Source organism: Streptomyces sp. NPDC029466 (assembly GCF_055574515.1).
Map to the genome: position 1 here is coordinate 67265 of NZ_JBVHZH010000025.1, position 23021 is coordinate 90285.

Genomic DNA, 23021 nt, shown 5'->3' on the forward strand with positions numbered 1-23021 from the left:
TGAGCGGGACCGCGCCCGCGTCGGCGGGGACGGGAAAGCCTCCCTCCGGTTCCGCCCTCCGCGCTCCGACGAGAAGGAGGCAGCTGTGGCGCCCATGCGATGGGAGACGTTCCTGGCACAGGTCCAGGAGCGCGGCGAGTACGACTCACCACAGGAAGCGGAACGGGCGGCCCGCGTCGTCCTGGCCCTGCTGGGCGCGCATCTGGTCGGCGAGGAACGGGCCGAGCTGGCCGCGGATCTGCCGGAGACCTTCGCCCTGATCCTGCTCAACCCGCTCCAGGCCGCCGAGCCGCTGGACCCCGCACGGTTCGTCCGCGCCACGGCGGCCTGGATCGAGGGGGCCACCGAGGAGACCGCCAAGTGGGATGTCGGCGCCGTGCTCAGCGTCGTCGCCGACGCCGCCGGCGAAGACCTCATGCAGCGCGTCCTGCTGCAACTGCCGCCGGACTTCGACCTCCTCTTCGGCCACCCTCGGTCGGCATGACCACGTCGTGAGGATCTCCTCGTGAGGATCTCCTGGTGAGGACCTCCTCCCCACTGACGGGGAGGAGATCCTCGTGGGCGGGAGCCGCCCCTCCGCTCCGGGCGGGCGGCCGGCGGCTCACCGCACCCGTCGGCCGTCCGCCGGTTCGCCCGCTGTGGTGGAGGGGGCTGCGGAGTTCTCCGCCGTACGGGACGGCCGCGCCGCCCGGTGCGGGGCCGTGGCCGGCCGGCGCCAGGGCACGAGCGCCAGGCCCCCGACGACGAGGGCGAGCGCCGTCAGGAGGGCGCTCACCCACAGCGGCGAGCGGTAGCCGAGCCCCGCGGTGAGCGCGGCGCCGCCGCACCAGGGGCCGAGCGCCGCGCCCACGTTGAGCGCCGCGGTGGCGAACCCGCCGCCCAGGGCCGGTGCCCCGGTCGCCGCGTAGAGGACCTGTGAGACGAGGGTGCAGCCGACGGCGAACGACAGCGCCCCCTGAACGAGGAGGAGCACCGGCACGGCCACGGGGTTCCCGGCGGCGAGCGCCGTCGCGATCCATCCGGTGAGCAGGGCCGGTCCGCCGAGCGCCAGGAGGCGGCGGGGGCGGGTGTCGGCCAGCCGCCCGGCCCCGCTGACCCCGGCGAACGACCCCAGGCCGAAGAGCGCCAGCAGGACGGGCACCCAGCCGGAGCCGAGTCCGGTGACCTCGGTGACCAGCGGCGCGAGATAGGTGAAGGCGCAGAAGGTCGCGCCGTTCACCAGGGCGCCGAGGAGCAGCAGCACCACGAGCCGGGGGCTGCGCAGAGCACGCAGTTCGGCCCCGGCGCGCGGGCCCTCCGCAACCGACCGCGGGGCGGGGGTGGCCGGTACCGACCACAGGATCGCGAGGACGGCAGGCACCGAGACCAGCGCCACCGCCCAGAACGCCGAGCGCCAGCCCCACAGTTCACCGAGCAGCGCACCGGCGGGCACACCCGCGACACACGCCATGGTGGTGCCCCCGAGCAGGACGGCGGTGGCGCGGCCCTTGGCGTCGGGGGCGACCATCGAGGCCGCGGTCGCCAGGGCCACCGCCAGGAACCCGGCATTGGCCAGCGCCGCGACGGCCCGGGTGGCCAGCAGGACTCCGTAGTCCGGGGTGACGGCCCCGAGGACATGGACGAGCAGGAACGTGACCAGGAAGGCCAGCAGCGCGCGACGCCGCGGCCAGCGCAGGCTCAGCAGCGCCAGCAGCGGCGCGCCGACCACCATGCCCACGGCGAAGGCCGAGGTCAGCGCTCCGGCGGCGGAGAGCGAGATATCCAGCTCACGGGCGATGTCCGGCAGCAGGCCGGACAGCATGAATTCGGAGGTGCCTTGGGCGAACACCGCAAGGCCGAGCAGATAGAGAACGAAAGGCACAGCAACACTCCGCAACCACAGGGTGGATCGACACGGCGCGACGGCAGACGCAGCGGTGCCCGTGGGGAGGTGAAGGGAGCGACCGTCCGGCCGGGCACGCGTGACTACCGCGCGAAAGGACCTGGAGCGTCCGGGAAATGACGCCGCATCAGGTCAAAACAGTCCGCACTACGGCGATCCGGTGGCAGGAGACGTGCCCGGGTGGTGTGCGACGACGAGGCGACGGCGCGACCGCGAGACAGCGCTAGGAGCCACCGGACGGCCGGTGGCTAGCGTCTTGATGCCTCGGGGCTGGACATGGGCGCAGACTAACCGAGCCATGCGGCCCCGTCCACGCAATTCGGCTGCGGCAGCCGGCGGCGACCCGCCGGCTGCCTCGCGCTGTCGCTCAGCCGCGGGGTATCAGTGCGAAGACCTCGATCCAGAAGCGCTGGACCTCGCTCGACGCCCCCACCAGGTAGGTGGAGCGCAGCTTCGGCGGGAGCAGGGCCACCAGTCGGGCCACCGCGGCCTGATGCTGCTTCAGCTGCGACAACTCCGCGTTGGCCAGGACCTGGTGGACCAGATCACTGTCGTTGGAGCCTTCGCTCGACGCCCGTGCCGCCGTCCGCAGCCGCGCCTCCCAGGCATCGACCTCCCGGGCCAGCTCGCGCAGACCGGTGACCGGGCGGTTGCTGAGCCGGTCGAGGAGAGCGGTCAGCGACACCGGAGCGTATTCACCGTCACCGAGGTAGACCGTGCCCATTTCCAACGGCAGTCCGCGCTGGTGGAGTTTGATCAGCCGTTCCATGGTGCGCTTGGTGATCCAGGCCCGGCCGTCCTCGTCGATGTCGTGCTTCCACCACTCCAGGACCGTCTCGGCCACGGCACCGTACTTCTCGATCAGCCACTCGTTGGCCGGGATGTCGCCCGGCTCGACGGTCAGCGAGACGGTGAAGCGGGTCGCCTGCGCGATGTTGTTCCGGGCGACCAGAAGCTTGCGGCCGAGGTGGTACGGCGGGTTCTGCACCGCGATCTGCGCCCGCAGATTCTCGATCCGGCGCCCCGCCAGGGACCACTCCTGAGTGATCTCCATCAGCTTGGCGAAAGCCGCCTTGTCCTTGGGGCGGTTGTACTCGTCCCAGACGATCGCCTTCGGCTCCGGACCCAGGAACGAACCGGCGAGGAGGTTGTCCAGGGAGCCGTCGGTGGTCGGGATCGGTGCGCAGAGGTCTTCGACATTGGTCACCGGCATCGAGAAATACAGCGGCTCGCGCCCGTCGAGGCCCTCGCGGACGGTCTCGCGGACCAGCTCCGTCTTGCCGCACCCGGGCGGCCCCTGCAACAGCACCGACCAGCGGTTGCGCAGCGCCGCGCGCACCACGGCCCGTACCGGATCGGGGAGGGTGGCGGGGTTGGCGGCGCCCACCGCCGCCGCGATCCGGTCCAGCACCTCGGTCGTACGGTCCTTGCCCGGCCTGCCGTTGTCCTTCTGCTCGGCCAGTCGCAGCCGCTCGCCATTGACCAGCGGCAGTCCCCAGCGCAGCGGAAAGCCCTCCCGGGCATTGGCCAGGAGGTGGTCGAGGGTGCGCGGGGAGAGCAGTTCGCGCAGGGCCGGGGAGAGGCTGGCCCAGAGGGTGAAGACCTCGCGCAGATTCCAGTCGCGGTACTTCGCCGCGAGCTGCTGCCGCCAGGAGGTGTCGTTGGCGGTGATCCGGATCGTCACCATGCGGTCCAGTACGGCCAGATCGCTGCGCCGGGCCGCCGTCTCCGCCAGCGATTCGTTGTCCGTCAGGAAGACGCCGATGCAGCCCAGCTCCCGCAGGTCGTACTCGCCCAGCGTCCAGTTGCAGGCGATCTGCATCAGCTGTGACTGGATCGTGGCACCCGCCTGGAGCGAGTCGTCGATCAGCAGCACGAACGGCTTGCCGGGCCGCAACTGGCTCATCACCAGCTGCCGCAGCACCAGTTCGCCCGTCTTGGCATCGCGCACCGGAGCGTTGGCGAGCAGATCGTCCGGGGTGAGATTGGCGGCCGGCACGAAGACCAGCTCGGCGTCGGGGTACGCCGCGGGCAGATGGGAGAAGAAGGTGGCCGTCTTGCCGATGCCGTGCTCGCCGAAGATCTGGCCGGTCTGGCCCATGTCGATCATCGCGTCGATGAACGACTCCAGCCGGGACACCCCCGGCCGGCCCTCCGGGGGCTCGGGGTAGGTGGCGCTGGGCCGCCATCCCGCGGGGCGGGGCGGCGGGGTCTGCGCGCTCGCCGCGGTGCCCAGAGGTGCGGCGGTCGGCGTGGTCGTGCTCATCGGTCTCCTGTCGTCACACGGTGGCAGGCCATCGGCGGGGTGTGGTGGTCGGGCCAGTCGTCGCCGCCCGCCGTGATCAGCCAGATCCATTTGTCCGGCTCGGCGGGGGTGATGTGCGGGGCGTAGCCGTCGGTGAGGATCACCACGGCGTCCGGTATCTCGTCGAAGCCGCGGCCGTCGACCGTGCTGCGGCCCTCGACGTAGTCGGCCACCGCCTGGAAGCTCGTGCCTCCGCCGCCGTACACCTTCTCCCCGGGGCGGAACGGCATCACCACACCGTCGAACGACAGCCAGTGGGCGGCCACCCCGTCGATCGAGCCCACCAGCTCCGTCAGCCAGTCGACCACCGCAGCGGGCATCGACCCCGAGGTGTCGTACGCGATCACGAGGTTCTTCTCCCGCACCGGGCCGCTCCGCGACAGCATCGGATCGTGGCCCAGCGCGGCGAGCAGGGCGCCGCGCTTCTTCGGATAGACCAGCCGCTCGCCCTCCCGCAGCTTGGACGCGAGGACATCGACCAGCCAGCGCTGCCACCAGTCGACCTTCCCCGTCCGCGGGGTCGCGCCGCGCAGCGCCCCCGCGCCCAGCCGCCCCCACACCCGGCTCGCATGCTCCGAGGTGCCGTCCGTACGGTCCATCAGATCGAGCAGTTCCCGCTCCGCGCCCGGGTGTCCGCGCCGCGCCGCCAGCACGGCGTTGACCAGCGCGGAGGACACCGTCTCTGCGAGGGTCGGCTGATCGCCGTCCGTCATTTCCGGGTCCGTGAGATGCATGCAGGGCACCGCGGGGACGGGCGGCTGCCGCATGCGCTTGAGCTCGGAGAACACGGTCATGTCCGTCTCGACGAAGGCGTCGTAGCCGAGCGGTTCGAGTCCCTGGGCCGTCAGATCGTCGGTGTAGTCGCGGTGGATCTCGCGCGGGTCGACCCCCGTGGGCCGGCCGTCGAGCTGCGGCAGCTCCTTGCGGCCGAGCCGGACCAGGGCGACATGGTTGATGGCGACCTCGGCGGCGAGGGTGAAGACCGGGTCCGCGCGCAGCTCGGGATCGGCGAACAGATGGCGGTGCACCAGATGCCGCGCCTCATGGAAGAGGACGAACTTCACGCCCTCCAGGCCCAGCCGGACGAAGAAGTCGGGGTTGTAGAGCAGCGGACAGCTGCCGTCCCCGGAGGCCACCACGGCGGCGGTCGCCACGGCCGTCGTCGGGATCTGGTGGTGGCACTTGGCGTAGATCCAGGACGCCACCACGGATTCCGTCAGCCCGAAATCCAGCAGCGCGGCTTCCTTCAGCCGCCGCGCCTCCGCGATCACGTCCGGTGCCGCCGGCCGCCAGCCCTCCAGGGCCCGCCGGTCGGTCAGATCAACCACCGGCCGGTGCCCCACCGTTGTCGTGTCGTACGCCATGCCCGCCCCCGTTCTCAGCTGCCTCCTTTCGTATCAGGAGGCACTGACAACGGAGCACGGCGGGAGGTGCTACGAGGGGAGCGACGGCGGGTGGGACCGGCGGCAGCGGGACCGGCCCGCTGCCGCCGGACACCGGGCGGCCGCCTCAGCGGCCGCCGCGGTCCTTGCCCAGGAGCCCGGCCCGCCGCAGGGCGTCCGCCATCGCGTCGTTGGCCGGTCCGGCGTCGCGGCCGCCCCGGCGGTCACCGCCGCGCGGTCCGCCGCCGCCCTGCCGCTGCCGCGGCGCACCGCCCCGGCCGCCCTCGCGCGCTCCGCCGCCGTTGCCGCCCCGGCGCTCGCCGCCGGCGCGCCGCTCGCCGCCACCCGCCGACGCGCCCTTGCCGTGCTCGTCGTCCAGCCGCAGCGTCAGCGAGATCCGCTTGCGCGGAATGTCGACATCGAGCACCTTCACCCGCACGATGTCGCCCGGCTTCACCACGTCCCGCGGGTCCTTGACGAAGCTCTTCGACATCGCCGAGACATGCACCAGACCGTCCTGGTGGACGCCCACGTCCACGAACGCCCCGAAGGCGGCGACATTGGTCACCACGCCCTCCAGGAGCATCCCGGGCGCCAGGTCGCCGATCTTCTCCACGCCTTCCTTGAAGGTCGCGGTCTTGAAGACCGGGCGCGGGTCACGGCCCGGCTTCTCCAGCTCCTGAAGGATGTCGCTCACCGTCGGCAGTCCGAAGGAGTCATCGACGAAGTCCGCGGCCTTCAGGGTGCGCAGCACCGCCGTGTTGCCGATCAGCGAACCCACCGCGGTATCCGCCGACTTCACCATCCGGCGCACCACCGGGTACGCCTCGGGGTGCACGCTGGAGGCGTCCAGCGGGTCGTCGCCGCCCCGGATCCGCAGGAAGCCCGCACACTGCTCGTACGCCTTCGGGCCGAGCCGCGCCACGTCCTTGAGAGCCTTGCGGGAGCGGAACGGGCCGTTGCTGTCACGGTGGGCCACGATGTTCTCGGCGAGGCCGGAGCCGATGCCGGAGACCCGCGAAAGCAGCGGCGCGGACGCGGTGTTGACGTCCACCCCGACCCCGTTCACACAGTCCTCGACCACCGCGTCCAGCGAACGCGACAGCTTCACCTCGGACAGATCGTGCTGGTACTGGCCCACGCCGATCGACTTCGGGTCGATCTTGACCAGCTCGGCCAGCGGGTCCTGCAGCCGGCGGGCGATGGACACCGCGCCGCGCAGCGACACATCCAGCTCGGGCAGCTCCTGCGAGGCGAACGCGGAGGCGGAGTACACCGAGGCGCCGGCCTCGGACACCATCACCTTCGTCAGCTTCAGCTCCGGCTGGGCGGCGATCAGATCGGCCGCCAGCTTGTCGGTCTCGCGGGACGCGGTGCCGTTGCCGATCGCGATCAGTTCGACGTCGTGCTCACGGGCCAGCTTCGCCAGCGTGGCCAGCGAGGCGTCCCACTTCTGCTGCGGCACGTGGGGGTAGATGGTCTCCGTGGCGGCCACCTTGCCGGTCGCGTCCACCACGGCGACCTTCACGCCCGTACGGAAACCGGGGTCCAGGCCCATCGTGGCGCGCGTACCGGCGGGCGCCGCCAGCAGCAGATCGCGCAGGTTCGAGGCGAAGACCCGAACGGCCTCGTCCTCGGCGGCCTGCCGCAACCGCAGCCGCAGATCGATCCCGAGGTGTACCTGGAGGCGGGTGCGCCAGGCCCAGCGGACGGTGTCCTGCAGCCACTTGTCGCCCGGCCGGCCCCGGTCGGTGATCCCGAAGCGGTGCGCGATGGACTGCTCGTAGGAGCTCGGCCCCTCGGTGGCCGCCGACGGGTCCTCCGGCTCCAGGTTGAGATCGAGGATCTCCTCCTTCTCGCCGCGGAACATCGCCAGCACCCGGTGCGAGGGCAGCTCGGTGAACGGCTCGGCGAAGTCGAAGTAGTCGGCGAACTTCGCGCCGGCCTCCTCCTTGCCCTCACGTACCTTCGCCGCCACCCGCCCGCGCGACCACATCCGTTCGCGCAGCTCACCGATCAGGTCCGCGTCCTCGCCGAACCGCTCGGTGAGGATGGCCCGCGCGCCCTCCAGGGCGGCGGCCGGATCGGCGACTCCCTTGTCTGTGTCCACGAACGCCGCGGCCGCCGCGGCCGGTTCCACCGACGGATCGCTCAGCAGCCCGTCGGCGAGCGGCTCCAGGCCCGCCTCCCGCGCGATCTGTGCCTTGGTGCGCCGCTTGGGCTTGAACGGGAGGTAGATGTCCTCCAGCCGCGCCTTGGAGTCGGCGCCGCGGATCTGCGCCTCCAGGGCGGAGTCCAGCTTGCCCTGGGACCGTACGGACTCCAGGATCGCGGTCCGCCGCTCCTCCAGCTCCCGCAGATAGCGCAGCCGTTCCTCGAGCGAGCGCAGCTGCGCATCGTCGAGCATCTCGGTGGCTTCCTTGCGATAGCGCGCGATGAACGGGACGGTCGAGCCGCCGTCGAGCAGTTCGACCGCGGCCTTCACCTGCCGCTCCTTGACGCCGAGCTCCCCGGCGATCCTCGCTTCGATGGACCCGAGGGCCCCGATGGGCTCAGTGGATGCCGTCACGTTGATCCAGACCCGCCTTCCAGCGCTTGCTTGAGCCTGCATTGTGCCGGGTGGCGGGCCGGACTGTCGCGCCGCCCAGCCGCCGGGGGTGTCCGTGGCGTCACCTCGTCCGCCCGGAAGCGGGCGGGATCCGCTGACACCCCTGGCGCCGGGGTGCGCGAAGACGTCCGCACACCCCGGCGACCGGGGGGCACCGCTTCTGAGGGTGCGTTACGCACCGGAACGTACCGATACGCTCCGGATCACTTGCCGAACAGCACCGCGGGGAAGGCCCCGGCGTTCATGGCGGTGGTGGTGAAGCCGGTCGCCAGCTCGGTGAGCCGGGCCACGCCCTCGGCGCCCAGGTGCTCGTACGGGGCCCGGTCCAGCCGGTCGGTGGTCCGCTCCAGCTCCTTGCGCAGCAGGACTCCGGCCTCGGTCAGCTCGCCCCCGTCGTCCAGGAGCCCCCGCGACCGCAGCCGCTCCTGTGCGGCCTGCCAGTCCTCCTCGGTCCAGCCGCGGGTCGCCATGATGCCCCGGTGGCTCATGCCCCGGCCGGTGGCGGTGTGGGTGACCAGCGCCTCCAGGCCGTCGAGTTCGGCGTCCAGCAGCGCTATCAGGTGGCCGTCGCCGCGGTGTTCGCGCAGCAGCGTCGCGGCGTGCCAGTAGGCCAGGTGCGGGGCCTCGGGCACCGGCAGATCGGCGTGCGCGGCGTAGAGCGGCCGGGCCCGGCGGGTGCAGGCCTCGGCGGCGTGCAGCGCCAGCTTCGCCGCCTCCGCCATCTCCGGCGACTCGACGGCCTCGGTGCCGAGCAGCCGGCGCAGCGTGGCGTCCGTGGCGCGCAGCCGGGCGTCGAGCACCTGCTGCGGCGTGGTGACGGACCAGATGTGCGGGACGTGCTGGGTGATGAGCTCGTGGTTGAAGTTGTAGAAGGTGGCCGTGATCGTGCCGGGGCCCACGGCACCCATGGCCGCGCCACGACAGGCGAAGTAGGCAGCGCTGCGGTTGTCGAGGCCCAGCTTCGCCATCTCCTCGGACAGCTCCGGCGCGAAGTAGTGCGTGGAGTGGAACGGGTTGACGACGTTGTGGCAGGTGCGGCCGGCCTTCTCGGGCAGTGCACTCGTAGCAGTCATGGCAGCAGGTTACCGACCGCTCGGTATGAGGCTAGGGGGAGGGTGCCTCCGGTGGCTCGGGGATCCCGTTCGATGGCAGCAAAGGTGGGAAATTCGTCATTGCCGCCTTTCGCCCGGCTCTCCAGGATGGAGGGCATGGAACAGCGCGATGTGCTGGTCGTCCTCTTCGACGGCCTCCAGAGCCTCGATCTGACCGGACCGGTCGAAGTCTTCGCCGGGGCGAACCACGGCGTGCCGGGCGCCTACCGGATCCGCACCGCGAGCCTGGACGGAGGCCCGGTCCGCACCTCCAGCGGCCTGGCGCTCACCCCGGACCTCGCGCTCACCGACACCGCACCGCAGCACACCCTCCTGGTACCCGGCGGCGAAGGCACCTGCCAGCCCGACCCGCGGCTGATCGACTGGCTGCGGACGCACGCCCCCCGGGCCCGCAGGAAGGTCTCGGTGTGCAGCGGCGCGCTCCTGCTGGCCGAGGCCGGGCTGCTGGACGGGCGCCGGGCGACGACCCACTGGGCGCTGTGCGACGAGTTCGCCGCGCGCTATCCCGCCGTCCGGGTCGCCCCTGAGCCGATCTACGTACGGGACGGGGATCTGGCCACCTCGGCGGGCGTCACGGCCGGGATCGATCTCGCGCTGGCGCTGGTCGAGGAGGACCTGGGCCGGGACCTCGCGCTGGCCATCGCCCGCCACCTGGTCGTCTTCCTGCGCCGGCCGGGCAACCAGACCCAGTTCAGCGCCCAGCTCGCCGCCCAGACCGCGCAGCGCCGGCCGCTGCGTGACGTCCAGCAGTGGATCACCGAGAACCCGGAGGCGGATCTCTCCGTGGAGGCCCTCGCCACCCGCGCGCGGCTCTCCCCGCGGCACTTCGCGCGGGCCTTCCGCGAGGAGACCGGCATGACACCGGGTCGCTATGTCGACCGGGTACGGCTGGAGGCCGCCCGCCGCTGCCTGGAGGACACCGCCGACGGCATCGGGCAGGTGGCGCGCCGCTGCGGCTACGGCACCCCCGAGGCGATGCGCCGCGCCTTCCTCCGCGTCCTGGGCTCCTCCCCGGCCGAATACCGCCGCCGGTTCCAGCCGGCCGGACCGCCCGTCCCCACGGCCTGAAACCCACCGGCCGCCACGAACTCACCGCGCCGGCACGAACTCACCGCGCCGGCACCCTCCACCGACGACAGGAACCGAAGATGCAGCTCGCGATCCTTCTCTACGACCACTTCACCACGCTGGACGCCGTCGGCCCCTACGAAACCCTCAGCCGGCTGCCGGACACGGAGACGGTGTTCGTCGGCGAGCGCACCGGCCCGTACCGCAACGACCTCGGGTCGCTCGCACTGGTCGCCGACGCCACGCTGGACGAGGTCACCGCGCCGGACATCCTCGTCGTGCCGGGCGGCCCCGGGCAGCTCGCGCACATGACGGACGGCCCGCTGCACGAGTGGATCCGCGCCGTGGACGCCCACACCACTTGGACCACCTCGGTGTGCACCGGTTCGCTGATCCTTGGCGCCGCCGGTCTGCTCCGTGGGCGCCGGGCGACCTCCCACTGGCTGGCACTCGACCAGCTGCCCGGTTTCGGCGCCGAGCCGACGGGGGAGCGGGTGGTCTTCGACGGCAAGTACGTCACGGCGGCCGGGGTCTCGTCCGGGATCGACATGGGGCTGGCGCTGGCCGGCCGGATCGCCGGGGACACCGCGGCGCAGACGATCCAGCTCGGCATCGAGTACGACCCGCAGCCGCCCTATGACGCGGGCTCCCCGGACAAGGCGCCGGCCGAGGTCACCGCGGCGATGCGGGAGCTCAGCCGCTTCGTGCTGACCGGCGAGAAGTAGGGGCGGGCCGACCGCCGCCACCTCCGACCCGCGGCCTCAGCCCGTGGGCCACGTGAACCGCGGCGCCCGGCGCTCCAGGAAGGCGGCGGCACCCTCCGCGGTGTCGCCGCTCGCGCGCGCCTGCGCGGCCCAGTACGCGCCGCGCTCCTCGGCCTCGGCGGGCGGCACGTCCCACGTCCCGTTGGCCAGCTCCTTCGCCGCGGTCTGGGTCAGCAGCGACCGGCTCGCGAGGACGGCCGAGAACTCCGCCACCCGCTTCCCCAGCTCGCCCTCGGCCAGCACCTCGTCCACCAGGCCCGTCCGCAGCGCCCGCGCACAGTCGATCAACTCCCCGGAGAACAACAGGTACTTGGCGGCGGAGAGCCCGACCAGCCGGACCAGCCGCCGGGTGGCGGACGCCGGATAGGCCACCCCGAGCTTGGCCGGCGTCACCCCGAACAGCGCGCCCTCCTCCGCGAACCGCAGATCGCACGCGGCCGCCAACTGGGCGCCGCCCCCCACGCAGTAGCCACGTATCGCCGCCAGCGTCGGCCCGGGAAACGCCGCCAGCGCCTCCTCGGCCGCCACCGCCAGGCCCTGCGACTCACCCGCCCCGTCCCGCAGCGTGCCGATGTCCGCCCCCGCGCAGAACGTCCCGCCCTCGCCGGTCAGCACCAGTGACCGGACGGAACGATCACCCGCCAGCCGCTCCAGCAACGGCGGCATATCCCGCCACATCTGCACCGTCATCGCATTCCGCTTGCCGGTGTTGCTGATGGTGACGGTCGCGGTGCCGTCGCTCACATGCGTCTTCAGACCGGGTTCCATGCCCCGGATATTAGAGCGCCGGCCAGTTCCCGGCCCGATACGATCGGCGGCCTGATGTCAGCAACTCTCGTCGCCAAAGACCTCGCCGCCGGCCACGGCGAGCGCGTCCTGTTCTCCGGTCTCGATCTGGTCGTCGCTCCCGGGGATGTGATCGGCCTCGTCGGCGCCAACGGGGCGGGCAAGTCCACCCTGCTGCGCCTGCTGGCCGGCCTGGACACCCCGGAGGAGGGCACCCTCACACTCGGCCCGCCCACCGCCACCGTCGGCCACCTCCCGCAGGAACCCGACCGCCGCCCGGGAGAGACCGTACGGGCCTTCCTCGCCCGCCGCACCGGCGTCGCCGGCGCCCAGCTCGCGCTGGACACCGCCACCCAGGCGCTGGTCGAGGAACGCCCCGGCGCGGACGACGCCTACGCCACCGCGCTGGAGCGCTGGCTGGCCCTGGGCGCCGCCGACCTCGACGAGCGCGCCGAGGAGATCGCCGGCCGGCTCGGCCTGACCATCGGCCTCGACCAGCCGATGACCACGCTCTCCGGCGGCCAGGCCGCCCGCGCCTCGCTCGCCTCCCTGCTGCTCTCCCGCTACGACATCTTCCTGCTCGACGAGCCGACCAACGACCTCGACCTGGACGGCCTCGGACAGCTGGAGGACTTTGTCACCGGGCTGCGCGCCGGCACCGTCCTGGTCAGCCACGACCGCGAGTTCCTGACCCGTACGGTCAACCGCGTCGTCGAACTCGACCTGGCCCAGCAGCAGGTCAACACCTACGGCGGCGGCTACACCTCCTACCTGGAGGAGCGCGAGCGGGCCCGGCGCCATGCGCGGGAGCAGTACGACGAGTACGCCGACACCAAGGCCGCTCTGGAAACCCGCGCCCACACCCAGCGCAACTGGATGGAGAAGGGCGTCAGGAACGCCCGCCGCAAGGCCACCGACAACGACAAGATCGCCCGCAAGGGCCGGGTGGAGGCCACCGAGAAGCAGGCCGCCAAGGCCAAGCAGACCCAGCGCCTGATCGAGCGGCTCGACGTCGTCGAGGAGCCGCGCAAGGAGTGGGAGCTGCGGATGGAGATCGCCGCCGCACCCCGGGCCGGCGCGGTCGTGGCCACCCTGCGCGGTGCCGGCGTGCGGCGCGGCGACTTCCGCTTCGGCCCGGTGGACCTCCAGATCGACTGGGCGGACCGGGTCGCCATCACCGGCCCCAACGGCTCCGGCAAGTCCACTCTGCTCGCCGCCCTCCTCGGCCGGCTCCCCCTGGACGCCGGGCAGGCGTCGCTCGGCCCCGGCGTGGTGGTCGGCGAGGTCGACCAGGCGCGCGGGCTGTTCTTCGGCGACGATCCGCTGATGGACGCCTTCCGGGCCTCCGTACCGGATCTGTCGCCCGCCGATGTGCGCACCCTGCTCGCCAAGTTCGGCCTGAAGGCGGCACATGTGCTGCGCCCGGCGCGCACCCTGTCACCGGGGGAGCGGACCCGGGCCGCGCTGGCCCTCCTCCAGGGCCGCGGGGTCAACCTCCTCGTCCTGGACGAGCCGACCAACCACCTCGACCTGCCGGCCATCGAGCAGCTGGAGTCCGCGCTCGCCTCCTACCCGGGCACCCTGCTGCTGGTCACGCACGACCGCCGGATGCTCGAAGCCGTGCACACCACCCGCCGCATCGAGGTCGCCGGGGGACGGATCACCGACCGGGCGGTGTGAGGACCCAGGGAGCGGCGGCCCGCGGCACCCGTGGTGATTATCGATTTGGCCCTGAGGCCGCCGACCCGTACTGTGGTGTTCACCGACGCGGGGTGGAGCAGCTCGGTAGCTCGCTGGGCTCATAACCCAGAGGTCGCAGGTTCAAATCCTGTCCCCGCTACTGAAGACAGAACAGCAGGTCCGGTGCTCAGGCACCGGACCTGCTGTTCTTGGTGGCCCAGGGCGCGGCGGTCCGGGAACGCGGCACAAAGGGAACAGGTCCGGTCCCCGGGTCCGGCCAACCACTCGGAATCGGCCAGAAGCCGTCGATAGACGCTGACTTGTGGTCAGCAGGCCGGTCCGGACCAATGCATTCCCAACACTCTTCCTGTGAGGATGCCTTCAGGACCCCCCGCAGAACCCCCCGAAGAGCTGACCTCCCCGCTCGCGTACGAAGGTGTCTGGCGGTTCACCGCCCCGGCACTGGAGGCCTCGGTGCCGCACGCCCGGCACGCGGTACGGGATCTGCTCGCCGAACAGTGTGTACCCGTCGCCGCCGCGATCATGGACGGCCTGCTGCTCATCGTCTCCGAACTCGTCACCAACGCCGTCCGGCACGCCGCCCTGCTCTCGCCCCAGATCGCCGTACAGGTCACCCTCGGGGCGAACTGGCTACGGGTCGCGGTCGAGGACGATCACCCCTACCGCCCCAAGGCACTGGAGGCGGACCAGGGTGATGTCGGCGGCCGCGGACTGTGGCTGGTCAAAACGCTCACCGCGGAGGTGGGCGGCAAATGCGGTGTGGAGCACACGAGGAACGGCGGCAAGGCCATCTGGGCCGAGCTGCCGCTCATCCCGCCGGTTACCAGCCCGCCGCTCCTCCTGTGAGTTCGCGCACCGCCGGCCGCGCCGCGTCCAGCACGGTCATGAACCAGGCGGAGAACGGCGCCTCGGCATGCCGCTCGGCCAGCTCCTCCGGCGTCACGAAGGCGATCTCGCCGATCTCCTCGGGGTCGGGCGCCGGCTCGGCCCGCACCAGCCCGACGAACAGGTGGTTGTACTCCTGCTCCACGAGGCCGGAGTCCGGGTCGGGATGGTTGTAACGGACCGTGCCGGCCTCGGCCAGCAGGGAAGGCGCCAGGCCCAGCTCCTCCGCGGTCCGGCGGGCGGCGGCCGCGAACGGCGCCTCACCCGGGTACGGATGCCCGCAGCAGGTGTTGGACCACACACCGGGGGAGTGGTACTTCCCCAGCGCCCGGCGCTGGAGCAGCAGCCGGCCCTTCTCGTCGAAGAGGAAGACCGAGAAGGCCCGGTGCAGCTGCCCGGGGGGCTGGTGGGCGGCGAGCTTCTCCGCGGTGCCGATCGTCGTACCGTCCTCGTCGACCAGCTCCAGCATGATCGGTTCGGCGGTGCCGCCCGGTGTGCTCACCGCCGGGTCCCCGGCGGTCTGTCCGTTGGCAGGTGTGATCGGCATGCCCATCCTTGTCGTCGGTCTTCGACGCCAAGTCTGCCCTAGCCGGGTCCGCATCACCGGCACAGCGGGTGCGCGGCGCAACAACCCCGCGCACCGGTCACCCGTCGCGCCTGCCGTGAGATGGTCCACACCCGCCCTGGGCCGCGCGGCTCCCGGCGCGGTGGACACCGGCCGGCGGCCGTGGCGCCACCGGCGGACGGCGGGCGCCCCGGACCTGGGATGGCTCTCACCACACCGGCCCCGGCACAACCCGCCCGCCCTGTGACCAGCCCTCTCATAACCGGCACCGGATCGTGGCCCGGACCTGCGGGCCAGTTGTTCATGGGCCACCCGATCCACCATGATGATCGCGGCAGGCGCAGCCGTCGGTCACTCGATCGTGCGGTGAATGCGCGGTGAACGGCCGCATCCGGCGATCCGATAGCCTCTGCCGACGTGCCACCCGGCCCTCCCAGGGGCGAGGTGTGCCACGCCCGCTGCCCGGGTAGTTCGTATCGAATGCGGACCGACCGGCGCTGCCTTGTCAGCATCCAAGGAGTGAGTTCGTCTGTCGACCGCCATCCTCACCGGTCCGCCGGTCGCCGGGTCGCCGCTCGAAGCCGACCTGCGCACGCTGGGCTTTGACGTCCGCACGGCGAACGATCCCGCGGCCGCCGCCGAGCTGATCAACGCGGTGCCCGCAGGAGAGCGGGTCGCCGTCGTCGACCCCCGCTTCGTCGGCCATCTGCACGCCCTGCGGCTGGCGCTGACCGACCCCCGCTTCCCGGCCGCGGCCGTGCCCGGCGCGCTCACCGCGCAGCCCGCGGCCCGCGCCGCGCTGGCCCGCGCGGTCGGCCGGATCCCGGTCGGCGCCGGCACCGCCCACCTCACGGATGTCCTCACCGACACCCTCACCGAGTCCCTCGACCGCGACGAGATCGGTCTGCACCGCGTCGAGCTGGGCAGCCTGGTCGCCACCGTCGCGCTCACCCCGGCACAGCGCGAGGACGCCCGGGAGGCCGTCGCCGCCGTCGACGACGAGGCCGTCCGGCTGCGCACCGCCGTGAAGTCCCGCGACGGTTTCTTCACCACGTTCGGCATCAGCCCGTACTCCCGCTACCTCGCCCGCTGGTGCGCGCGGCGCGGGCTCACCCCCAACCAGGTCACCACCGCGTCGCTGTTCACCGCACTGATCGCGGCCGGCTGCGCGGCCACCGGAACCCGTGGCGGCTTCATCGCCGCCGGCTTCCTGCTGCTGTTCTCCTTCGTCCTGGACTGCACCGACGGGCAGCTCGCCCGCTACTCCCTGCAGTACTCGACGATGGGCGCCTGGCTGGACGCCACCTTCGACCGGGCCAAGGAGTACGCGTACTACGCGGGCCTCGCCCTCGGGGCGGCCCGTGGCGGGGACGACGTCTGGGCGCTGGCGCTCGGCGCGATGGTCCTGATGACCTGCCGCCATGTCGTCGACTTCTCCTTCAACGAGGCGAACCACGACGCCACGGCCAACACCAGCCCCACCGCCGCCCTCTCCGGCAAGCTCGACAGCGTCGGCTGGACGGTCTGGGCGCGCCGGATGATCGTGCTGCCGATCGGCGAACGCTGGGCCATGATCGCCGTGCTCACCGCGCTGACCACCCCGCGCATCGTCTTCTACGCCCTGCTCATCGGCTGTGCGCTGGCCGCCTGCTACACCACGGCCGGCCGGGTGCTGCGCTCGCTGACCCGCCGGGCCCGGCGCACCGACCGCGCCGCCCAGGCGCTGGCCGACCTCGCCGATTCCGGGCCGTTCGCCGAGCTGATCGCCCGCGGCGCCCGGGGCCGCGGGCGGACCGGTTCCTTCCTGGCCCCCGTCATGGCATTTCTCTCAGCCGCCGTGCTGCTGGTCTGGGTGATCTTCCAGGACGACCCCACCTCGTGGCTCACCGTCGGCGTCGCCGTCTGCTCCGCGCTGCTGGCCGGTGCGGCCGTGGCCCGGCCGCTCAAGGGCGCCCTCGACTGGCTCGTACCGCCCTTCTTCCGGGCCGCTGAGTACGTCACCATCCTGGTGCTGGCCGCCCGTGCGGACGCCCCCGGAGCACTGCCCGCGGCGTACGGGCTGGTCGCGGCGGTCGCCTACCATCACTACGACACGGTCTACCGCATCCGCGGTGGCACCGGAGCCCCTCCGCGGTGGCTGGTCCGGGCGACCGGCGGACATGAGGGACGGATCCTCGTGATCACGGTCCTCGCCGCCGCGCTGTCCCCCTCAGGTTTCACAATCGCGCTGACGGCCCTTGCTGTGGCCCTGGCGCTGCTGGTGCTCATCGAGAGCATCCGCTTCTGGGTGTCCTCCCAAGCACCCGCCGTACACGATGAAGGAGAACCCGCATGATCGGCCTCGTGCTGGCTGCCGGCGCCGGACGGCGTCTGCGCCCCTACACCGACACCCTGCCCAAGGCTCTGGTGCCGGTCGACGGGGACACGACCATCCTCGACCTGACCCTCGGCAACTTCGCCGAGATCGGCCTGACCGAGGTCGCGATCATCGTCGGCTACCGCAAGGAAGCCGTCTACGAGCGCAAGGAGGCCCTGGAGCAGAAGTACGGCCTCAAGCTCACCCTCATCGACAACGACAAGGCCGAGGAGTGGAACAACGCCTACTCCCTGTGGTGCGGCCGTGACGCCATCAAGCACGATGTGATCCTCGCCAACGGCGACACCGTGCACCCGGTCTCCGTCGAGAAGACCCTGCTCGCCGCCCGCGGCAACGGCCAGAAGATCATCCTCGCGCTGGACACCGTCAAGCAGCTGGCGGACGAGGAGATGAAGGTCATCGTGGACCCCGCCAAGGGCGTCCAGAAGATCACCAAGCTGATGGACCCGGCCGAGGCGACCGGTGAGTACATCGGCGTCACCCTCATCGAGGGTTCGGCGGCCGACGAGCTGGCCGACGCCCTGAAGACCACCTTCGAGCGGGACCCCGACCTCTACTACGAGGACGGCTACCAGGAGCTCGTCAACCGCGGCTTCCAGGTGGACGTGGCCCCGATCGGCGACGTCAAGTGGGTCGAGATCGACAACCACGACGACCTGGCGAAGGGCCGTGACATCGCATGCCAGTACTGACCCGCCTCATCCCGTCCCCGGTCGTCGTTGACATCAACGCCGGCGCCCTGGACGACCTGGCGGGCCTGCTGGCCGATCAGCGCATCTCCGCGTCCGGCAAGCTCGCCATCGCGATCAGCGGCGGCTCGGGGGCGCGGCTGCGCGAGCGGCTGTCCCCCGCGCTGCCGGGCGCCGAGTGGTACGAGGTCGGCGGCGGCACCCTGGACGACGCGATCAAGCTCGCCGACGCCATGAAGAAGGGGCACTACGACGCGGTCGTGGGCCTGGGCGGCGGCAAGATCATCGACTGTGCCAAGTTCGCCGCGGCCCGTATCGGTCTGCCGCTGGTCGCCGTCGCGACGAACCTGTCGCACGACGGTCTGTGCTCGCCGGTGGCCACGCTGGACAACGACGCGGGCCGTGGCTCCTACGGGGTGCCGAACCCGATCGCCGTGGTGATCGACCTCGACATCATCCGCGAGGCCCCGGTCCGGTTCGTCCGCTCCGGCATCGGCGACGCGATCTCCAACATCTCCGCGGTCGCGGACTGGGAGCTGTCGCACCGCGAGACAGGTGAGGACATCGACGGACTGGCGGCCGCCATGGCGCGCCAGGCCGGCGAGGCCGTGCTGCGCCACCCCGGGGGTGTCGGCGACGACAACTTCCTCCAGGTGCTGGCCGAGGGCCTGGTCCTCACCGGCATCTCGATGTCGGTGGCCGGCGACAGTCGCCCGGCGTCCGGTGCCTGCCACGAGATCAACCACGCCCTGGACATCCTCCATCCCAAGCGTGCGGCGAGCCATGGCGAGCAGTGCGGCCTCGGCGCCGCCTTCGCCACGCATCTGCGCGGGGACAAGGAAACCCGGGACCTGATGGTTCAGGTGCTGCGCAGGCACGGTCTGCCGGTCACACCGGGCGAGATCGGCTTCACCGACGAGGAGTTCGTCGAGGCCGTCGCGTACGCGCCCAAGACCCGCCCCGGCCGCTACACCATCCTTGAGCACCTCGACCTGTCCGCCGATCAGATCAGGGACGCATACGCCGACTATGCAGAAGCCGTCAGTAGCTGAACTCCGCCCGGTCGTGCACCCCGAGGGTGTCAAGGACCGGCGCAGCGGTGAGCACTGGGGCGGTCGCCTCTATATGCGCGAGATCTCCTTGCGCATCGACCGGCACCTGGTGAACACGAAGGTCACGCCCAACCAGCTGACCTACCTGATGACCGTTTTCGGCGTCCTCGCGGCCCCGGCACTGCTGGTGCCGGGGATCGCGGGCGCCGTGCTCGGTGTGCTGATGGTCCAGCTGTACCTGCTGCTCGACTGTGTCGACGGCGAGGTCGCCCGCTGGAAGAAGCAGTTCTCGCTCGGCGGGGTGTACCTGGACCGGGTCGGCGCCTACCTGTGCGACGCCGCGGTACTGGTCGGCTTCGGCCTGCGCGCCGCCGACCTGTGGGGCTCCGGCCGGATCGACTGGCTGTGGGCCTTCCTCGGCACCCTCGCCGCCCTGGGCGCGATCCTGATCAAGGCCGAGACCGACCTCGTCGGTGTCGCCCGGCACCAGGGCGGGCTGCCGCCGGTCAAGGAGGCGGCCTCCGAGCCGCGGTCCTCCGGTATGGCGCTGGCCCGCAAGGCGGCCGGGGCGCTGAAGTTCCACCGGCTCATCCTCGGTATCGAGGCGTCCCTGCTGATCCTGGTCCTGGCGATCGTGGACTCGATCAGGGGCGACCTGTTCTTCTCCCGTCTCGGTGTCGCCGTGCTCGCCGGCATCGCGCTCCTCCAGACGGTGCTCCACCTCGTGTCCATCCTCGCCTCCAGCAGGCTCAAGTGACGGGGGCGTCCCGAATGCGGATCGGTGCGGTTGTCCTGACGATGGGCAACCGCCCCGAGGAGCTGCGCGCGCTGCTGGACTCGGTCGCCAAGCAGCACGGCGACCCGATCGAGACCGTCGTCGTGGGCAACGGTTCGCCGCTGCCCGAGCTCCCCGAGGGCGTACGGACCGTCGAGCTGCCGGAGAACGTCGGTATCCCGGCCGGCCGCAATGTCGGCATCGAGGCCTTCGGCCCCGGCGGCAGCGAGGTCGATGTACTGCTCTTCCTCGACGACGACGGGCTGCTGGCCAGGGAGGACACCGCCGAACTGTGCCGCGAGGCATTCGCCGCTGACCCGGAGCTCGGCATCATCAGCTTCCGGATCGCCGACCCGGACACCGGCGAGACCCAGCGCCGGCACGTGCCGCGGCTGCGCGCCTCGGACCCGATGCGGTCGTCGCGGGTCACCACCTTCCTCGGTGGGGCGAACGCGGTCCGGACCCATGTCTTCGAGGAGGTCGGCGGGCTGCCCGACGACTTCTTCTACGCGCATGAGGAGACGGATCTGGCCTGGCGGGCGCTGGACGCCGGCTGGCAGATCGACTACCGGTCGGACATGGTCCTCTTCCACCCGACGACGGCACCGGCCCGGCACGCGGTCTACCACCGGATGGTGGCCCGTAACCGGGTGTGGCTGGCCCGCCGCAACCTCCCCGCGCTGTTGGTGCCGGTCTATCTCGGTGTCTGGTTCCTGCTCACCCTCGCCCGGCGGCCGTCGCGACCGGCGCTGCGGGCCTGGCTGGGCGGCTTCAAGGAGGGCTGCGTCACGCCGTGCGGTCCCAGGCGCCCCATGAAGTGGGCTACCGTTTGGCGACTGACCCGACTGGGCCGCCCTCCCGTCATCTGACAAGCTCGTATCTGAGAGCATCAGGCGCGAGCCGGGGCGTGGCCCCGGCAGCGCACCTTGAGGACGAAAGTGTCAACTGTGAGCGAGACCACGCACGACAGTGCGGTCGCCATGAGTGCCCCGCCAACTTCCGACGCAGGGCTCACGGCCGCCCAGCGGGCCCAGAAGTACGGGCTCTCGCAGAGCGGGGCCCGTCCCGGCCTTCCGGAGTACGTCCGGCAGCTCTGGGACCGGCGGCATTTCATCTCCGCCTTCGCCAGTGCCAAGCTGACGGCGCAGTACAGCCAGGCCAAGCTGGGACAGGTCTGGCAGGTGGCGACGCCGCTGCTGAACGCGCTCGTGTACTACTTGATCTTCGGCCTGCTGATCGGCACGAGGAAGGGCGTCCCCGACTTCGTGCCGTTCCTGGTGACCGGTGTCTTCATCTTCACCTTCACGCAGAGCTCGGTGATGGCCGGTACGCGGGCGATCTCCGGCAACCTCGGCCTGGTACGGGCGCTGCACTTCCCGCGGGCCTGTCTGCCGATCTCGTTCTGCCTGATGCAGCTCCAGCAGCTGTTCTTCTCCATGGGTGTGCTGGTCCTCATCCTGCTCGGCTTCGGGCAGTTGCCCACGTGGTCGTGGCTGCTGGTCGTGCCGGCGCTGACGCTCCAGTTCGTGTTCAACACGGGGCTGGCGATGGTGATGGCGCGGCTGGGTTCGAAGACCCCGGACCTGGCGCAGCTGATGCCGTTCATCATGCGGACGTGGATGTATGCCTCCGGCGTGATGTTCAGCATCGACCTGATCCTCAAGGGCAAGCACGTCCCGGCGTTCGTGGAAATCCTGCTCAACGCCAACCCGGCCGCGATCTACATCGACCTGATGCGGTTCGCGCTGATCGACAGCTTCACCTCGAAGCAGCTGCCGCCGCATGTGTGGGCGTTCGCCGGGGGCTGGGCGCTGGTGATGGGCGTCGTGGGCTTTGTGTACTTCTGGAAGGCTGAGGAGCGGTACGGACGTGGCTGAGCAGAAGAACGGTGTCCAGCCGACCGAGGCGGCCGCGGAGCGGGTCCCGACGGTGATCGCGGACGATCTGCACATCGTCTACCGCGTCTACGGCACGGGTGCGGGCAAGGGCAGCGCCACCGCGGCCCTCAACCGCATCGTGCGCCGCAAGCCGTCTTCGGGCGTGCGTGAGGTGCACGCGGTCAAGGGTGTCTCCTTCACCGCCTACCGGGGTGAGTCGATCGGGCTGATCGGTTCCAACGGCTCGGGCAAGTCGACGCTGCTCAAGGCGGTGGCCGGACTGCTGCCCGCGGAGCGCGGCAAGGTCTACACGCACGGCCAGCCCTCGCTGCTGGGCGTCAACGCGGCCCTGATGAACGATCTGACCGGCGAGAAGAACGTCCTTCTCGGCGGGCTGGCGATGGGCATGTCCCGTGAGCAGGTCCGGGAGCGCTACGAGGGCATCGTCGACTTCTCCGGCATCAACGAGAAGGGCGACTTCATCTCGCTGCCGATGCGCACCTACTCGTCGGGTATGGCGGCCCGGCTGCGGTTCTCCATCGCCGCGGCCAAGGACCACGATGTGCTGATGATCGACGAGGCGCTGGCCACCGGTGACCGCAGCTTCCAGAAGCGCTCCGAGGCCCGCATCCGCGAGCTGCGCAAGGAAGCCGGCACGGTCTTCCTCGTCAGCCACAACAACAAGTCCATCCGCGACACCTGCGACCGCGTGCTGTGGCTGGAGCGCGGCGAGCTGCTGATGGACGGTCCGACGGACGAGGTCATCAAGGCGTACGAAAAGGAGACGGGCAAGTAGTCCGCTCCGCACTCGAAGGCCTCCGCGAGTCCGCCTCGCGGGGGCCTTCCAGCGTGCGGACAGGTCAACTCCAGCGGTCCCGGGATCAGTTCGGACGTATGGGGCGCCGGCTTGATCGTTGTCTCACGCTTCGGGACCCGCTCGGACGTGGGTGAGACGTACGACGTAAGCTGTACGGGTACCGAACAGCACAAGTGGTATATGTCGGGCAATGCTCACCCAAGCGGGCGATGTGGGCTCGATCAAGGCGCGTCGCCCGCTGCGGCGTGTCCGAAATAGGATGTTTTAGCTTGGCGGTGTAGAACGGGAGACGTGACGGCAATGGCTACTGGTTCGCTCCGGCACCGAAATGCGCCGGGCAGCCCCCGGTGAGCCGAGACAACGAGCAGGCGCGTCG

19 protein-coding genes and 1 tRNA gene are annotated in these 23021 nt (G+C 71.3%); 13 read left to right on the forward strand and 7 right to left on the reverse strand.

What is annotated here, in order from left to right; translation table 11 throughout:
* Positions 1-94 precede the first annotated feature (94 nt).
* Positions 95-484, forward strand: a complete 390-nt coding sequence (locus ACZ4XD_RS20140) for a DUF2267 domain-containing protein (protein ID WP_468043923.1) — start codon at positions 95-97, stop codon at positions 482-484.
* A gap of 117 nt (positions 485-601) precedes the next feature.
* Here ACZ4XD_RS20140 and ACZ4XD_RS20145 read toward each other — a convergent pair whose 3' ends face one another.
* The 5 genes from ACZ4XD_RS20145 to ACZ4XD_RS20165 form a co-directional block, all read right to left on the reverse strand.
* Positions 602-1861 (reverse strand): Cmx/CmrA family chloramphenicol efflux MFS transporter, encoded by a 1260-nt coding sequence (locus tag ACZ4XD_RS20145; RefSeq protein WP_468043841.1) that lies wholly within the window; start codon positions 1859-1861, stop codon positions 602-604.
* A 388-nt stretch (positions 1862-2249) separates the two neighbouring features.
* Positions 2250-4148, reverse strand: a complete 1899-nt coding sequence (locus ACZ4XD_RS20150) for an ATP-binding protein (protein WP_468043843.1) — start codon at positions 4146-4148, stop codon at positions 2250-2252.
* The gene (locus tag ACZ4XD_RS20155; protein ID WP_468043845.1) at positions 4145-5551 is read right to left on the reverse strand and encodes a DUF2201 family putative metallopeptidase; all 1407 of its coding nucleotides are present in this window, start codon (positions 5549-5551) and stop codon (positions 4145-4147) included. Before ACZ4XD_RS20155 ends, ACZ4XD_RS20150 begins: the two co-directional genes overlap by 4 nt.
* A 145-nt stretch (positions 5552-5696) precedes the next feature.
* Complete coding sequence (locus ACZ4XD_RS20160; protein ID WP_468043847.1) at positions 5697-8138, reverse strand: Tex family protein; 2442 nt, start codon at positions 8136-8138, stop codon at positions 5697-5699.
* 242 nt (positions 8139-8380) lie between these two features.
* On the reverse strand, positions 8381-9250 hold the full coding sequence (locus ACZ4XD_RS20165) for an SCO6745 family protein (RefSeq protein WP_468043849.1): 870 nt from the start codon (positions 9248-9250) through the stop codon (positions 8381-8383).
* A gap of 135 nt (positions 9251-9385) precedes the next feature.
* On the opposite strand from ACZ4XD_RS20165, the gene ACZ4XD_RS20170 reads away from it, so the two are divergent.
* Entirely contained in the window at positions 9386-10357 is a 972-nt protein-coding gene (locus ACZ4XD_RS20170) for a GlxA family transcriptional regulator (protein ID WP_468043851.1), read from the forward strand.
* A gap of 80 nt (positions 10358-10437) precedes the next feature.
* A complete protein-coding gene (locus tag ACZ4XD_RS20175; RefSeq protein ID WP_468043853.1) occupies positions 10438-11082 on the forward strand; it encodes a DJ-1/PfpI family protein in 645 nt (214 codons plus the stop codon).
* A 36-nt stretch (positions 11083-11118) separates the two neighbouring features.
* Here the strand turns inward: ACZ4XD_RS20175 and ACZ4XD_RS20180 are convergent, their stop codons facing one another.
* Entirely contained in the window at positions 11119-11889 is a 771-nt protein-coding gene (locus tag ACZ4XD_RS20180) for an enoyl-CoA hydratase/isomerase family protein (protein WP_468043855.1), read from the reverse strand.
* Between the two features lie 54 nt (positions 11890-11943).
* Here ACZ4XD_RS20180 and ACZ4XD_RS20185 point away from each other — a divergent pair, with 54 nt between their 5' ends.
* The 3 genes from ACZ4XD_RS20185 (at position 11944) to ACZ4XD_RS20195 (ending at position 14454) form a co-directional block, all read left to right on the forward strand.
* The gene (locus ACZ4XD_RS20185; protein ID WP_468043857.1) at positions 11944-13587 is read left to right on the forward strand and encodes an ABC-F family ATP-binding cassette domain-containing protein; all 1644 of its coding nucleotides are present in this window, start codon (positions 11944-11946) and stop codon (positions 13585-13587) included.
* 86 nt (positions 13588-13673) lie between these two features.
* Positions 13674-13747, forward strand: a tRNA-Met gene (locus ACZ4XD_RS20190).
* A gap of 215 nt (positions 13748-13962) precedes the next feature.
* Positions 13963-14454, forward strand: a complete 492-nt coding sequence (locus ACZ4XD_RS20195) for an ATP-binding protein (protein ID WP_468043859.1) — start codon at positions 13963-13965, stop codon at positions 14452-14454.
* Here the strand turns inward: ACZ4XD_RS20195 and idi are convergent.
* A complete protein-coding gene (gene idi, locus ACZ4XD_RS20200) occupies positions 14429-15040 on the reverse strand; it encodes an isopentenyl-diphosphate Delta-isomerase (protein WP_085922555.1) in 612 nt (203 codons plus the stop codon). The two genes, ACZ4XD_RS20195 and idi, sit on opposite strands and share 26 nt — an antisense overlap.
* A gap of 547 nt (positions 15041-15587) precedes the next feature.
* Between idi and ACZ4XD_RS20205 the strand changes: the two genes are divergently transcribed.
* The 7 genes from ACZ4XD_RS20205 (at position 15588) to ACZ4XD_RS20235 (ending at position 22624) form a co-directional block, all read left to right on the forward strand.
* Positions 15588-17393, forward strand: coding sequence for a DUF5941 domain-containing protein (locus tag ACZ4XD_RS20205; RefSeq protein WP_468043925.1), 1806 nt, complete (start codon positions 15588-15590; stop codon positions 17391-17393).
* On the forward strand, positions 17390-18127 hold the full coding sequence (locus tag ACZ4XD_RS20210; RefSeq protein ID WP_262042451.1) for a phosphocholine cytidylyltransferase family protein: 738 nt from the start codon (positions 17390-17392) through the stop codon (positions 18125-18127). The genes ACZ4XD_RS20205 and ACZ4XD_RS20210 overlap by 4 nt, the downstream gene beginning before the upstream one ends.
* A complete protein-coding gene (locus tag ACZ4XD_RS20215) occupies positions 18115-19176 on the forward strand; it encodes an iron-containing alcohol dehydrogenase family protein (protein WP_468043861.1) in 1062 nt (353 codons plus the stop codon). Before ACZ4XD_RS20210 ends, ACZ4XD_RS20215 begins: the two co-directional genes overlap by 13 nt.
* Entirely contained in the window at positions 19154-19933 is a 780-nt protein-coding gene (locus ACZ4XD_RS20220; protein WP_235467384.1) for a CDP-alcohol phosphatidyltransferase family protein, read from the forward strand. The genes ACZ4XD_RS20215 and ACZ4XD_RS20220 overlap by 23 nt, the downstream gene beginning before the upstream one ends.
* A gap of 14 nt (positions 19934-19947) precedes the next feature.
* Positions 19948-20820 carry a glycosyltransferase family 2 protein gene (locus ACZ4XD_RS20225; RefSeq protein ID WP_468043864.1) on the forward strand — a complete coding sequence of 291 codons (873 nt, stop codon included), beginning with the start codon at positions 19948-19950 and terminating at the stop codon, positions 20818-20820.
* A gap of 78 nt (positions 20821-20898) precedes the next feature.
* Complete coding sequence (locus ACZ4XD_RS20230; protein ID WP_468043866.1) at positions 20899-21828, forward strand: ABC transporter permease; 930 nt, start codon at positions 20899-20901, stop codon at positions 21826-21828.
* On the forward strand, positions 21821-22624 hold the full coding sequence (locus ACZ4XD_RS20235) for an ABC transporter ATP-binding protein (protein WP_468043868.1): 804 nt from the start codon (positions 21821-21823) through the stop codon (positions 22622-22624). Before ACZ4XD_RS20230 ends, ACZ4XD_RS20235 begins: the two co-directional genes overlap by 8 nt.
* Positions 22625-23021: the final 397 nt, after the last annotated feature.